14 protein-coding genes are annotated in these 14,242 nt (G+C 65.1%); 9 read left to right on the plus strand and 5 right to left on the minus strand.

The features are described from left to right. Positions 1-49 precede the first annotated feature (49 nt). Positions 50-949: a hypothetical protein gene (locus F455_RS0115450; protein ID WP_018974220.1), complete on the minus strand. Its 900-nt coding sequence runs from the start codon at positions 947-949 to the stop codon at positions 50-52. Then, complete coding sequence (locus tag F455_RS0115455) at positions 949-1,275, minus strand: HesB/IscA family protein (RefSeq protein WP_018974221.1); 327 nt, start codon at positions 1,273-1,275, stop codon at positions 949-951. Before F455_RS0115455 ends, F455_RS0115450 begins: the two co-directional genes overlap by 1 nt. Before the next feature lie 123 nt (positions 1,276-1,398). Between F455_RS0115455 and asnS the strand changes: the two genes are divergently transcribed. From asnS to F455_RS0115475, 4 genes are all read left to right on the plus strand, one after another. Further along, positions 1,399-2,799 (plus strand): asparagine--tRNA ligase, encoded by a 1,401-nt coding sequence (asnS, locus tag F455_RS0115460; RefSeq protein ID WP_018974222.1) that lies wholly within the window; start codon positions 1,399-1,401, stop codon positions 2,797-2,799. 82 nt (positions 2,800-2,881) lie between these two features. Next, a complete protein-coding gene (locus tag F455_RS0115465; protein WP_018974223.1) occupies positions 2,882-3,814 on the plus strand; it encodes an ABC transporter ATP-binding protein in 933 nt (310 codons plus the stop codon). After that, positions 3,811-4,572 carry an ABC transporter permease gene (locus F455_RS0115470; protein WP_018974224.1) on the plus strand — a complete coding sequence of 254 codons (762 nt, stop codon included), beginning with the start codon at positions 3,811-3,813 and terminating at the stop codon, positions 4,570-4,572. Before F455_RS0115465 ends, F455_RS0115470 begins: the two co-directional genes overlap by 4 nt. Positions 4,573-4,590: 18 nt before the next feature. Further along, positions 4,591-5,469: a phytanoyl-CoA dioxygenase family protein gene (locus tag F455_RS0115475; protein WP_018974225.1), complete on the plus strand. Its 879-nt coding sequence runs from the start codon at positions 4,591-4,593 to the stop codon at positions 5,467-5,469. Positions 5,470-5,520: 51 nt separating this feature from the next. Here the strand turns inward: F455_RS0115475 and F455_RS0115480 are convergent, their stop codons facing one another. Then, positions 5,521-5,961, minus strand: coding sequence for a MarR family winged helix-turn-helix transcriptional regulator (locus tag F455_RS0115480; RefSeq protein WP_018974226.1), 441 nt, complete (start codon positions 5,959-5,961; stop codon positions 5,521-5,523). Positions 5,962-6,091: 130 nt separating this feature from the next. On the opposite strand from F455_RS0115480, the gene F455_RS0115485 reads away from it, so the two are divergent. Continuing rightward, a complete protein-coding gene (locus F455_RS0115485) occupies positions 6,092-7,369 on the plus strand; it encodes an MFS transporter (RefSeq protein WP_018974227.1) in 1,278 nt (425 codons plus the stop codon). A gap of 12 nt (positions 7,370-7,381) precedes the next feature. Further along, on the plus strand, positions 7,382-7,570 hold the full coding sequence (locus F455_RS0115490) for a hypothetical protein (protein WP_018974228.1): 189 nt from the start codon (positions 7,382-7,384) through the stop codon (positions 7,568-7,570). 1 nt (position 7,571) lies between these two features. Here F455_RS0115490 and F455_RS0115495 read toward each other — a convergent pair whose 3' ends face one another. Further along, positions 7,572-8,921 (minus strand): formimidoylglutamate deiminase, encoded by a 1,350-nt coding sequence (locus F455_RS0115495; protein ID WP_018974229.1) that lies wholly within the window; start codon positions 8,919-8,921, stop codon positions 7,572-7,574. A 124-nt stretch (positions 8,922-9,045) separates the two neighbouring features. On the opposite strand from F455_RS0115495, the gene hutI reads away from it, so the two are divergent. Continuing rightward, positions 9,046-10,281: an imidazolonepropionase gene (hutI, locus tag F455_RS0115500; RefSeq protein ID WP_018974230.1), complete on the plus strand. Its 1,236-nt coding sequence runs from the start codon at positions 9,046-9,048 to the stop codon at positions 10,279-10,281. 94 nt (positions 10,282-10,375) lie between these two features. Here the strand turns inward: hutI and F455_RS22650 are convergent, their stop codons facing one another. Beyond that, complete coding sequence (locus tag F455_RS22650; RefSeq protein ID WP_018974231.1) at positions 10,376-10,552, minus strand: 30S ribosomal protein THX; 177 nt, start codon at positions 10,550-10,552, stop codon at positions 10,376-10,378. Positions 10,553-10,670: 118 nt separating this feature from the next. Between F455_RS22650 and F455_RS21090 the strand changes: the two genes are divergently transcribed. Together F455_RS21090 and F455_RS0115515 are read left to right on the plus strand one after the other, a co-directional pair. Further along, entirely contained in the window at positions 10,671-11,249 is a 579-nt protein-coding gene (locus F455_RS21090) for an ECF-type sigma factor (protein WP_018974232.1), read from the plus strand. A gap of 48 nt (positions 11,250-11,297) precedes the next feature. Continuing rightward, a complete protein-coding gene (locus F455_RS0115515) occupies positions 11,298-14,198 on the plus strand; it encodes a serine/threonine-protein kinase (protein WP_018974233.1) in 2,901 nt (966 codons plus the stop codon). Positions 14,199-14,242: the final 44 nt, after the last annotated feature.

Here is a 14,242-nt window from a genome sequence, read left to right on the forward strand (position 1 = left end):
CCCCATTCGTCTTCGAGCGCCGCAGTATCGGCGCGACCAACGCTTTCGTCTACTTGGGGCTTTTGCTCGCGCGCTTGGGCGGCGCGATGCTGAACTGGATCAGACGCAAGGCGCCGGCCTCGTCGACGAAACCCATCCTGAAGCCGATACGCGCGTCGGGCGCACCATAGTAACCGGTGAATTCGCTGATCCCGCGCGCGTTCCTTCCAGGTGCATCGACGATGACCGGCTCGAGCGGATCGAGCATCGTGAAGTCGCCGCGCGTCGCGATCGTGGTGCGGTAGTCGGCGGCGACCTGGGCCGCGGTCTGATGCTCGCGCCAGTACTGCGAGACGATGTCGGACTTGAGGAATTCGTCCATGTTGCGATGATTCACAGCGACGCCGAACGCATGCATCGCGGCGCGCACGGCGCGCATTTCCGCCGGCGCGATCGCGACGCCTTTCGCCCGTTGCGAATCGGACAGGACCGCACGCAGATCCTGCGCTTCCGATTTCGGCGCCATGGCGAGATGCACGTCGACGAAGCTCAAGCCGAGCTTGTCGCCTTCACGCACGAAGCGCATCTCGAACAGCGTCGGCGGATCGCTCGGATAGCCGCCCTTGACGATCAGCTGATTGTCGGTGTCGACCTGGGCAATGCCGTCGAACTGCGGACGCGCCTTGTCGAGTGCGGTCAGGTCGACGCCGCTGTCGATCAGCGGCTTGAACGCCGCCGCCATCTGCGCGGCCGATACCTGATGTGAGAAGGCCGCCGACATGACCGGACTGTCGTGGAAACCCGCGAGGTTCTTCGTCTTGATCGCGACGCCGAGGCGGTGGATCACATCCTTGACGCGCCGCTCGACCGAGGCCGACGCGCGGTCGTCGGGTTGCAGAGGATCAAAAGCGAATGTGGGCGAGACCAGCGCAGCGCACAGCAATGCGACGGCGACGCTCGCGCTCCGCATCAGCCGACGGTGAAACTCTCGCCGCAACCGCATTCGCCGGTCACGTTCGGATTGCGAAACACGAAGGCGGAGTTCAGGCCCTGCCGCGCAAAGTCGATCTCGGTGCCGTCGACGAACGCGAGGCTCGATTCATCGATGACGAGCTTGACCCCGTCCTGCTCGATCACCTGGTCGTTCGCGGCGACGCGGTCGGCGATGTCGACGACATAGGCATAGCCCGAACAGCCGGTCTTGCGCACACCGAAGCGCACGCCCGCAGCCGCTGGATGCGTGCCGAGGAACTGCTGCATGCGCGTGCGCGCCGCGGGGGTGAGCTGGATGTTCATGTGCTTTCCATTGTACAGGGCAAACACGAAAGCGTGCGCCGGAGCCTCGCCGAAGACAGCTTCCGTTATGATTCGCACCTTTCCTGTCCCATATCTGGGCCAAAACCCGTGGAGTTTCAAGGCATGTCCATCGCCAGCGTTCAACAAGCATTGTCGGGTTCCATCGCGGCCGGTGCCGAAGTCACCGTGCGCGGCTGGGTGCGCACGCGCCGCGACTCGAAAGCCGGGCTGTCGTTCGTCAACGTCAGCGACGGCTCCTGCTTCGATCCGATCCAGGTCGTCGCGCAGAACACGCTGCCGAATTACGCGAACGAGATCGCCCACCTGACCGCCGGCTGCGCGGTCATCACGACCGGCACGCTCGTGCCCTCCCAGGGCAAGGGCCAGGCATTCGAGATCCAGGCATCGAAAGTCGAGGTCGTCGGCTGGGTCGAGGACCCGGAAACCTATCCGATCCAGCCCAAGGCGCATACGATGGAATACCTGCGCGAGGTCGCCCACCTGCGCCCGCGCACGAACACGTTCGGCGCGGTCACGCGCGTGCGCGACTGCATCGCCAAGGCGATCCACCGCTACTTCCACGAACGCGGCTTCTTCTGGATCAACACGCCGATCATCACCGCGAGCGACGCCGAGGGCGCCGGCCAGATGTTCCGTGTCTCCACGCTCGATATGCTCAACCTGCCGCGCGATGACAAGGGCGGTATCGACTGGAACCAGGACTTTTTCGGCAAGGAAACCTACCTCACCGTCTCCGGCCAGCTCAACGTCGAGGCCTACTGCCTGTCGATGAGCAAGGTCTACACCTTCGGCCCGACCTTCCGCGCCGAAAACTCGAACACGACGCGCCATCTCGCCGAGTTCTGGATGATCGAACCCGAAATCGCCTTCGCCGACCTCAACGACGATGCGACCCTGGCCGAGGATTTCCTCAAATACATCTTCAAGGCCGTGCTAGCCGAGCGCATGGACGACATGAAGTTCTTCGCCGAACGCCAGGAAAAGTCCGCGATCACGCGGCTCGAGGAATTCGTCAAGGCGCCGTTCGAGCGCATCGACTACACCGAAGCGGTGAAAATCCTGCAGAACTCGGGGCACAAGTTCGAATACCCGGTTGCCTGGGGCAGCGACCTGCAGACCGAGCACGAGCGCTACCTCACCGAGAAACACGTCGGCCGCCCGGTCGTGGTGATGAATTACCCCGAGGCGATCAAGGCGTTCTATATGCGCCTCAACGACGACGGCAAGACCGTCGCCGCGATGGATGTACTCGCGCCGGGCATCGGCGAGATAATCGGCGGCTCGCAGCGCGAGGAGCGCCTCGATGTGCTCGATGCGCGCATGCGGCAATTCAAGCTCGATCCCGCGCACTACCAGTGGTATCGGGACTTCCGCCGCTACGGCACGGTGCCGCACGCGGGCTTCGGCCTGGGCTTCGAGCGCCTCGTCGTCTACGTCTGCGGACTGGCGAATATCCGCGATGCGATTCCGTATCCGCGCGTACCGGGCGCGGCGGATTTCTAGGAATCCATCGCGCCAAGTCGAAAAAACCCTTCTCCGCTCGTCGTTCCAATACAAAGCGGAATCGCGAGCAAGAGCAAACGGCATGAGTTCCGAACCCATCGTTTCGATCCAGGGCATCAGCAAGACCTACGCGAGCGGCCTGCAGGCACTCAAGAAAGTCGATCTCGACATCCGCCGCGGCGAGATCTTCGCCCTGCTCGGGCCGAACGGCGCGGGCAAGACGACGCTGATCTCGATCGTCTGCGGCATCGTCAACGCGACGACCGGCGTTGTCGTCGCCGACGGCCACGACATCGTGCGCGACTACCGTGCCGCGCGCGCAAAGATCGGCCTAGTGCCGCAGGAGTTGCACACCGACGCGTTCGAAAGCGTGATCGCAACGGTGACATTCAGCCGCGGCCTGTTCGGCCTCGCGCCGAATCCCGCGCACGTCGAAAAGGTGCTGCGCGATTTGTCGTTGTGGGAGAAGCGCGATTCGAAGGTGATGACCCTGTCCGGCGGCATGAAGCGCCGCGTGCTGATCGCCAAGGCGCTCGCGCACGAGCCGCGCATCCTGTTCCTCGACGAACCGACCGCGGGCGTCGACGTCGAACTGCGCCACGACATGTGGCAGATGGTGCGCCGCCTGCGCGAGAACGGCACGACGATCATCCTGACTACGCACTACATCGAAGAGGCCGAGGACATGGCCGACCGCATCGGCGTGATCCGCAAGGGCGAGTTGATCCTGGTCGAGGACAAGGCCGCGCTGATGAAGAAGCTCGGCAAAAAGCAGCTTTCGCTCTCGCTGCAGACACCGCTGCAGCAGATTCCCGCTGAACTCGCCGCGCTGCCGCTCGAACTGTCCGCCAGCGGCGACACACTGACTTATACGTTCGACACGCAGACCGACGAAACCGGCATTGCCGAGCTGTTGCGCTGCCTCGGCGCACACGGCATCGATTTCAAGGACCTGCATTCGAGCCAGTCCTCGCTCGAAGACATCTTCGTCAGCCTGGTGCGGGGTGCGGCATGAATTTGTACGCGATCCGCGCGATCTACAAGTTCGAAATGGCGCGCACGTTCCGCACGCTGCTGGAGTCATTGCTTTCGCCGGTGCTGTCGACCTCGCTCTACTTCATCGTGTTCGGTGCCGCGATCGGCGCGCGCGTCGGCAGCGTCGACGGCGTCGACTATGCGGCGTTCATCATTCCCGGCCTGCTCATGCTGCCGCTGCTCAACGAGAGCATCTCCAATGCCGCGTTCGGCATCTACATGCCCAAATGGGCTGGCACGATCTTCGAGCTGTTGTCGGCACCGGTATCAGCATTCGAAGCAGTGATCGGCTACGTCGGCGCGGCCGCGACCAAATCGCTGATGCTCGGCACGCTGATCCTGATCACCGCGCGCTGTTTCGTTCCGTACCATATCGAGCATCCGTTCTGGATGGCTGCGTTCCTCGTGCTGACCGCGCTCAGCTTCAGCTTGTTCGGCTTCATCATCGGTCTCTGGGCGGACAGCTTCCAGCGTCTGCAGGTCGTGCCGATGCTGATCATGACGCCGCTGACCTTCCTCGGCGGCGCGTTCTACTCGATCACGATGCTGCCGCCGCTGTGGCAGAAGATCAGCCTGTTCAACCCGATCGTCTATCTGATCAGTGGCATGCGCTGGAGCTTCTACGGCAAGGCCGACGTTGACGTCGCCATCAGCCTCGCGGCGATCCTCGGCTTTCTCGCATTGTGCCTGGGCATCGTCTGGTGGATCTTCCGCACCGGCTACAAACTGCGCAACTGACCTCGCCGAAGGCCCACCATGTCCGTCGTCCGCTGCAAAACCTCGTCAAACGGTGAGTTGCCGCATGGCGCTGTTGCGGCCTTCCACCGCGACGGCGTGCTGATTGTCGACGGCTTCAAGAGCCGCGCCGAATGCGAACGTCTGCGCGAACGCGCCAACGCGCTCGTCGAGGAACACGGCCCGCGCGCGGCCGGCACGATCTTCTCGACCAAGGCGCCGCAGCATCTCGACAGCCGCTACTTCATGCAATCGGCGACTGGCATCGGCGTGTTCTTCGAAGAGGAAGCGTTCGACGCCGACGGCAAGCTCGCCTATCCGCTGCCACTCGCGGTCAACAAGCTCGGCCATGCGATGCACGATCTCGACCCGGTGTTCTCGGCGTTCTCGAAGGGCCCGGCGCTGCAAGCCGTCAGCGCGAGCCTCGGTGTCGCGCAGCCGCGTGTGATGCAGTCGATGTACATCTTCAAGCAGCCGAACATCGGCGGCGAAGTCGTCTGTCACCAGGATTCGACCTATCTCTACACGGAACCGATGTCGGTGACCGGTTACTGGTTCGCGATCGACGACGCGCACCGCGGCAATGGCTGCCTCGGCGGCATTCCGCGCGAGCATCGCAAGGGATTGAAAAAACTGTTCCGCAGCAAGGCCGACGGCAGGCTCGAAACGGACGAACTCAATGCCGCCATCGAATGGGACATGTCCGCGCTCGAATGGCTCGAAGTGCCCGCCGGCACGCTGATCGTGTTCAACGGCTGCTTCCCGCATTTGTCCGAAGCGAATCGCTCGGCACAGGCACGCCACGCCTACACGCTGCACGCTGTCGATGGCGCGTGCGCCTATCCCGCGGACAATTGGCTGCAGCGACCGGCCGAATTCCCGGCGCGCGGGTTCGTCTGACGGCACATCGCACAGACGCCTGCGGCAAGGCGCCCTGCGGATGCGAAGTGCCTAGCCGGCGCTCGCTTTCGCCACGCCGCTGATCCTCGCGTGAATGTCGCTCAACTGCGCCAGAGTCTCGGCGCCGAGCGTGCGGCGCAATTCTTTCTGCACTCCTTCCCAATGTGGCAGTGCGCGCGCGATCGCTGCGCTGCCGGCACGCGTGAGTTGCGCAACGCTCATGCGCTTGTCCACACCGGCTGACTGCTCGATCAAACCGTCGCGCTCGAGCAGGGCCAGATTGCGCGTCAGCGTGGTGCGATCGAGTTCCTGATCGTCGGCGAGCGCGCCGACCGAGGTGGAGCCGAGGCGCTCGATCGCGCGCAACAGACAGAATTGGGTGATCTTCAGCCCCGACGGCGCGAGCGCATCGTCGTAGATCTGACTGACCACGCGCGACATGCGGCGCAGATTGATGCAGACGCAGTCGCTGCGTCGCCGTGCGGAAGACATGGGTGAATTTTTCGTCATCGGTGTTGCCGGCAGAAAATTAGGTGTATATACTCACAAATAACGTGTACGTACGCTGATTATATACTTTTTCTCCGGACGCGGCTCAATTCGGCCGCAACAGGACTCCCACATGTTCCGCCGCCGTCTCGCCGCCGCCCTCGAAAACCGCCTGCACTACGCCTGGGTCGTTGCCGCACTGACCTTCCTCACCCTGCTCGTCGTCGCCGGCATCCGCGCGACGCCGGCCGTGCTGATCGTGCCGCTGGAGAAGAACTTCGGCTGGAGCCGCGATCAGATCACGCTGGCTGTGTCGATCGGTCTCGCCCTGTTTGGCCTCATGGGTCCGTTCGCCGCGGCAGCAATGCAGCGCTTCGGCCTGCGCCGCACGATGGTCGCCGCGCTGCTACTGCTCGCGGCCGCGATGGGCGGCAGCGCCTTCGTCACGACACCGCTCGGATTGATTTTGACCTGGGGCATACTGGCCGGCATCGGCACCGGCACGATGGCGATGGTGCTCGGCGTCACTGTCGTCAACCGCTGGTTCGACAAGAACCGCGGTAGCGTGCTTGGCTTGCTCACTGCGAGCACGGCGACCGGATCGCTGGTGTTTCTGCCCTTGCTGACCTGGTTCATCGACCGCGGCGACGACTGGCGCGTGGTCGTCTATATCGTCGCCGGCGCGGCGCTCGCGCTGATTGCGCTCGTGCTGCTGCTGATGCCAGAGCGCCCGGCCGAAGTCGGCCTGTTCCGCTACGGCGCAACGCACGCAGACACGAGCGACGCGACGCGCGCCAATCCGCTCGCCGCCGCGTTCGGCGCGCTCGCGACCGCATCGAAATCTGGCACCTTCTGGCTGCTGTTCGCCACGTTCTTCGTCTGTGGCTTGTCGACCAACGGCCTGATCGGCACGCACATGATCGCGTTCTGCGCCGACAACGGCATCCCCGAAACACGCGCGGCGGGCCTGCTCATGCTCATGGGCATCTTCGACATCCTCGGCACCACGGCTTCGGGCTGGCTGTCCGACCGCTACGACAGCCGCGTGCTGCTGTGCGTCTACTACGGCCTGCGCGGACTGTCGCTGCTGTATTTGCCGTGGTCCGATTTCAGCATCGGCAGCCTTGGACTGTTCACCGTGTTCTACGGCCTCGACTGGATCGCGACCGTGCCGCCGACCGTGCGCCTGACCACCGATCGTTTCGGCCCGCAACTTTCGCCGCTCGTCTACGGCTGGATCGGCGCCGGCCACCAACTCGGCGCCGCGACCGCGGCCTACGGTGCGGGCGTGCTGCGCGTGCAGACCAACCACTACGTCGAAGCCTTCCTGGTCGCCGGCGCGGCCTGCCTCGTAGCCGCGGTGATGGCGCTGTCGATTCGCCGCAATACAATGGCGCTGCCCGCCCATTGACTCTTCTTCGGCATGCCGGATTCTGTCGCTCAACAACAGTTGACCCACCAGCTCCAGCACGCCGCGAACTATGTCCTGTTCGGCGGCTTCTTGCTCGCCGGCGAGATGATCTTTCCCCGCTTCGCGGGCGACGTCGGGGCGAGGCAAACCGCTGGTCTCGAAGCCGACCCGAGCAGCGTTTATGAACGACGCCTCGGGTGAATCAGCGATCCGCGAACGTGCGCATGGTCCGGCGATAGCGCTCGGCGATACACTCCTCGTCACGGTGGCGGAAATCGCGCACGACCCAGTCGCCGTTCGCCATGACGTGACGCACGAGGTTGGTATTGCCGGCGAACAGGAACGTGTCGATCAGGCTGGCTTCGTCGCGGCCCGCAAACAGCGACGAATTCTCGTCGAGCACGACCAGGTCTGCGCGCGCGCCGGCTGCGGTTGTGCCGATGGCGGCACCAGACGCCTGCGCACCGCCACGCAGCGCCGCGGCATGAAGGGTTTCGCCGACGCTATGGTTCGTCGCCGACACGGCGATATTGCGATGCCGCGTCGCCAGGCGCTGGCCGTACTCGAGCCAGCGCAATTCCTCGACCGGCGACACCGAGATGTGGCTGTCCGAGCCGATGCCGAGCGCGCCGCTGTCGTCGAGGTAAGCCTTGAGCGCAAACAAGCCGTCGCCAAGGTTGGCCTCAGTCGTCGGGCACAGACCGGCGACCGCGCCCGACTGCGCCAGCCGCTGCGTTTCCTGCGCGCTCATATGGGTGGCGTGCACGAGACACCAGCGCGCATCGACCGGCAGGTTGTCGAGCAGCCATTCGACCGGGCGCGCGTTGCGCAGCGCAAGGCAATCCTGCACTTCGCCGATCTGCTCGGCGATGTGGATGTGAATCGGCATCGCGCGCGTCGTTTCGTCGGCAAGCACCGCGCGCATCGCCTTCTCCGGAACTGCGCGCAGCGAATGCAACGCGACGCCGATGCGCAATGCGGCATTTTCCATTTTCACCAACTGCCGCAAAAGCGACAGATAGCCGTCGACATCGAAGCCGAAACGACGCTGCCTTTCGGAAAGCGCGCGCCCGTCGAAACCGCCGGTCATGTACAGCGTCGGCAACAGAGTCAGGCCGATGCCGGCCTCGCGTGCGGCCTCGATCAGCGCGAGTGACATCGCCGCCGGATCGGCATACGGCTTGCCGTCGGGCTGGTGGTGCAAGTAGTGGAATTCACACACGTGGGTGTAGCCGGCCTTGAGCATCTCGACGTAAAGCTGCGCCGCGATCGCGCGCAGGTCGTCCGGGCCGATGCGGCCGGCGAAGGCGTACATGATCTCGCGCCAGGTCCAGAAGCTGTCGCTGGGGTTCGTCTGCCGTTCCGCCAAACCCGCCATCGCGCGCTGAAACGCATGTGAATGCAGGTTCGGCATGCCGGGCAAAACCCAGCGGCCGAGGCGTTCGCCCTCCCCACCCGTCGCCGTGACGACGCGACCCGCATCGATCGCGATGCGCGCGTCGCGCGTCCAACCCTGCGGGCCCCACAACGACTCGGCGGAATAGTTCTTCATGCTTGCGGTTTTCCTTGGACTCGCATGCAGTATGCCAGCGCCGCATAAACGGTGAAATGAACGGAACTCCGCGCGATGCATTGGGTGTGGTTAAATCCGCCTATCAAACCCGCGGCGCAATGCGATGAACGAATCCTGGGATGGTTTGCTGCTCGATTGCCGCCTCGCCACGCTCGCCGGCAACGGTATCGCGTTCGGCCTGATCGACGATGGCGCGCTCGGCTGGAAGGACGGTCATATCGTGTTCGCCGCGCCGATGTCCGCCCTGCCCGGCCGGCCCGACGCGCTCGCGCGCGAGGTGCATTCCGCGCGCAGTGCGCTGGTCACGCCGGGGTTGATCGACTGCCACACGCACCTCGTCTTCGCCGGCGATCGCGCCGCGGAGTTCGAGCTGCGCCTCAACGGCGCAAGCTACGCCGACATCGCCAAGGCCGGAGGCGGCATCGTCTCGACCGTTACCAACACGCGCGCGGCGAGCGAGGACGATCTGCTCGCGCAGTCGTTGACTCGCGCGAGAACGTTGTTGGCGGACGGTGTGACCACGCTCGAAATCAAATCCGGCTACGGCCTCGATCTCGAAAACGAGACAAAGATGCTGCGCGTTGCGCGCCGCATCGGCGACGAACTCGGCATAGGCGTGCGCACGACGTTCCTCGGCGCACATGCCGTGCCGCCGGAATTCGCCGGGCGCCAATCCGACTACGTCGACGAAGTCTGCATTCACATGCTGCCGAAGATCGCGCACTCCGGGCTCGCCGACGCGGTCGACGCGTTCTGCGAGAACATCGCGTTCACGCCGTCGGAAACGCGGCGCGTTTTCGAGACCGCGCGCGCGCATGGCCTGCCGGTGAAGCTGCACGCCGATCAGTTGTCAGACCAGGGCGGCGCGGCGCTCGCCGCCGAGTTCGGCGCGCTCTCGGCCGACCACCTCGAATACACTAACGAAGCCGGCATCGGCGCCATGGCCGCGGCCGGCAGCGTCGCGGTGATGCTGCCGGGCGCATTTTATACTTTGCGCGAAAGTACACTGCCGCCTATCGAGACGTTCCGCCGTCACGGCGTGGCGCTCGCGGTCGCCAGTGACCTCAATCCGGGCACCTCGCCGCTGCTCTCGTTGCGTCAGGCGATGAACATGGCCTGTACGCTGTTCCGGATGACACCGGAAGAAGCATTGCTCGGGACGACCGTGCACGCGGCACGCGCGCTCGGACTCGGCGACCGCGGCACGCTCGCCTCAGGCCAGCGCGCGGATTTTGTCATCTGGAACGCAAGCCATCCGGCCGAACTGTGCTACTGGATCGGCGGCGCGCTGGCGCGGCAGGTTTTCGTCGGCGGGCACCGCGCCGCAGGAGCGGCGTGAACAGTGAAGCCGGCCGCATAGCGGCGAAAGGCGGACGCCCGGAATAAACAAAACCCCGCATGATGCGGGGTTCGTCGCGGTACGGATGCGCCGATCAGGCTGCCGGCTTTTTCGCCGCAGCGGCCTTCTTTGCCGGAGCGGCTTTCTTCGCCGCCGGCTTCGCCGCGGCGGTCTTCGCGCCGACAGCTTTCTTTGCCGCATGCGGACGCGCCTTGCCGTAGCTGCGGATCGCGGTCTTGCCCTTCTTGGTCTTGCGGTCGCCTCTGCCCATCGTTGTCTCCTGTAATGAATTTGAAAAGGGTGGCGTAGCTTAACAGCGCGCGCGCCGCCTGGGAATTCGGCGCTGTGCTAGGCTTGTCGCCGGCGCGTGGCGCGGGGAACTGGAGCGGATGCAAAGCATTACCGAACTGCTGGTCCGCGTGAGCAGCGGGGACAATCTGGCGGCGAACGAACTGTTCGGTCGGCTCTATCCGGAAATCAAGCGCATCGCGCGCGCGCGTCTGGTCGAAGCGGGGGGCGTGACCGGGCTCGACGCGACGGCACTCGTCCACGAAGGCTTCCTGCGCATGGCCGACAGCGAGGGCCTGCGCGGCTCGACGCGCGGCCAGTTCTTCGCCTACATCGGCCGCGTGCTGCGCACCACCGTGATCGACCACCTGCGCGCGAAGCAGGCACAGAAGCGCGGCGGCGACGCGATGCTGGTGACCCTGTCGCAGGCGGACGGCGAGGATGGTGTATCCGTGCAAGCCCGCGTCGATCTTGCCGACCTCGACCGCGCGCTGGCGCAGATGCACGAGATCGATCCCGGGCTCAACGAGCTGCTCGAGATGAACGTCTTTGCCGGCATGAGCATCGACGAAATAGCGTGCCTGCGCGAAGTATCGGCGCGCACGGTCAACCGCGATCTGGTCAAGGCGCGCGCACTGCTTGCCGAACTGATGCTGCCGGACGATCCGACCGTGGCGTAATTCGCCGCGAAATTCCGTCTACCTTGAGGACAACCGTCAGGCGCACCGATGGCGAAGTTCGAATCCGATCGCTGGAAGAGCCTGTCTGCCCTGCTCGATGAGGCGCTGGATCTGGACAACGGCGCGCGCACGACATGGCTCGAGCGGCTTGCTGCCGACGATGCCGCCACCGCCTATGCGCTGCGCCGCCTGCTCGGCCACGCGAAGATGGTGAATCCCGCCGCCCTGATCACGGACAAACCCTTCGACGAACTTCTGCGCAACGCTTTGGTCGACGAAGACGCCGTCGAGCTGCCCAGTCAGCGCATCGGCCCCTGGACCACGCGCAGCGTGCTCGGCGCGGGCGGCATGGGCGCGGTCTATCTGGCCGAACGCGAACTCGATGCCGGCACCCAACACGGCGCCCTCAAGCTGATCAAACGCGGCATGGATTCCGGCGAAATCCTCGCCCGCTTCCGTCGTGAGCGCCAGATCCTGATCCGGCTCGCCCATCCGAGCATCGCGCCGCTGCTCGACGGCGGCGTCACCGCCGACGGACGCCCCTATCTCGTCACGGGCTACATCGACGGCGTGCCGCTCGGCCAATGGGCCAAGCGCAACGACATCGATCTCGACGCGCGTTGCAACCTGATCCTGCAACTGTGCGATGCCGTTGCACATGCGCATCGCCTGCTGATCGTGCATCGCGACATCAAGCCGTCCAACGTGCTCGTCGATGCCGACAACCGGCCGCACCTGCTCGATTTCGGCATCGCCAAGATGCTCGAGAACACCGGCGATGCGCAGCGCACGGCGACTGCCTCACGCGTGTTCACGCGTGCCTACGCCGCGCCCGAGCAGGCGAGCGGTGCCACGGTCACGACGGCGGTCGACGTTTACCAGCTCGGCGTGCTGCTGTTCGAGCTGCTGACTGGTGCGCGCTTCCACGATAATCCTGATGCGACCACCGGCCACCCATCGCAACGCCTCGCCGGCGCCTGCGAACGCGCCAGCCAGAACGGCCCGCAGGCGGTCAACCCGCGTGCGCTGCGCGGCGACGCCGGCGTCATCGTCGCGCGCGCCACCGATACCGATCCTTCGCGGCGATACCCGACAGTCGCAGCATTCGCGGACGACATCCGCCGCTGGCGCGCGGGTCGGCCGATCCTCGCGCGCGCCGACAGCAGGCGCTACCGCGTCGCGAAATTCGCCCGCCGCCACATCGTCGGCATTGCCGCGATCGTAGCGATCGCGGTTGCGCTGATCGCCGGCACCGGCATCGCCTTGTGGCAGGCGCGCAAGGCCGACACCGAGGCATTGCTTGCACGTTCAGCGCAGGCATTCCTGACCAGCATATTCGAGGCCTCCTCTCCCGACAGCGCCGCGGGACAGCGCGTTACCGCACGCGAGCTGCTCGATCGCGGCAGCGAGCGCATCGACAACGAACTCAAGGATCAGCCGCGGCTGCGCGGCGAGATGTCGCTGACCCTGGGCTCGCTGTACGCACAATTGGGCCAATATCCGCAGGCTACCCGACTGTTGCAAAGCGCACTTGCCACAATCGACGGATCGCCGTCGAGCAGGCTGCGCGCGGAAATCGAGTTGGCTGCAGTCGATCTCGCGCAGAACCGGCTCGACGATGCGGACCGCAGGCTGGCGTCCTTGCTCGCGAGCGATCTGGATCCGACCCTGCGATCGCGCGCCCTCGCCGAGCGTGCGCGCCTGCGCGAAAAGCAGGGGCGTCTCGACGAAGGACTGGCCGATGCGCGCGCGGCGCTCGAACTTGATCTCGCTCGCGGCGACGCGGCCGGTGCCGACCAAGCGCGCGATCGCCAGATCGAGGCTCTCATACTCACGCGCCGCGCACGCTTCGACGAGGCCGCTGCGGCGTTCGAGAAGGCGATCGCCACCGCACGCAGGTTCTACGCCGAGGACGATACGCGCGTCGCCCTGATGCTCAACGACTACGCCGTCGCCCTGCACGAAAAGGGGCGTACGGCAGACGCGGAAGTTCGCCTGCGCAAGGCCCTCGAAATTCGTCGCAAACGCCTCGGCGACCAGCATCCGGCGGTGGCGGAGTCCTTGCAGATTCTCGGTGCCATGCAGCGCTCGCAGGGACGCGTCGACCAAGCGCAGGCTTCACTCGAAGAAGCGTTGGCGATCCAGCGCAAGGTGCTCGGCGACCACCACCCGGAGGTCGCCAATACGCTCAATTCGCTCGGCATGCTCGATTTTTCGCGCCGTCGGCTGACCGAGGCGGAACGATTTCTCACGGAAGCCGTTGCGACCTATCGCGCGCTCGGTCAGGCCGACACGGCTTACGCCGCGACGGCGGCAAACAATCTCGCCACCGTACTCGTTCAGCTCGGCCGCTACGACGAAGCCGAACCGCTGACGCGGGGCGCGCTGGAAATTCATCTGAAACAGTTCGGCGAAATGCACCCGGTCGTGATGAGCGACCTCAACTCGCTCGCCCAGCTCGAGATGCGGCGTGGACATTTCGACGCCGCGATCGGCTATGCACAACGCGCGGCGCACATCGGACAGTCCCCGGTCAGCCCGCCACAGATCGGCGCCTACGTGAGGCTGAGTTTCGCCAACATACTCGTTCGCGCGAACCACCCCGACCAAGCACTTGCCGAAGTAGACGGCGCCATCGCCACACTCGAGAAAATCAACCCCGACGATGCACGCATGCCCATCGCCTGGATTGCGCGAGCGCTAGCTCTGATCGGATTGCAACGTACCGACGAGGCAAAGATGCTGGCGCAGCGCGCACTGGAAAAACTGCAGGCATCGGCACCGAACGATGTCCCTGCTCAGGCGGTCGCGCATATCGCACTCGCGCGCGTCGCAGATGCGCAGCGCCACACGGCTGACGCCGAACGCGAACGCAAAACCGCGCATACTCTGCTGGCCGGCGTCGCTTCGCCCGATCCGGACACGCTGCGCGAAATCGATCGGCGCTGAACACGGCTCGGCGCCGCCCGGGCGCGGCCAGGATCCTGTCAAAG

The sequence above is a fragment of the Rudaea cellulosilytica DSM 22992 genome (assembly GCF_000378125.1).
In the GTDB taxonomy this organism is placed as follows: Bacteria; Pseudomonadota; Gammaproteobacteria; order Xanthomonadales; family Rhodanobacteraceae; genus Rudaea; species Rudaea cellulosilytica.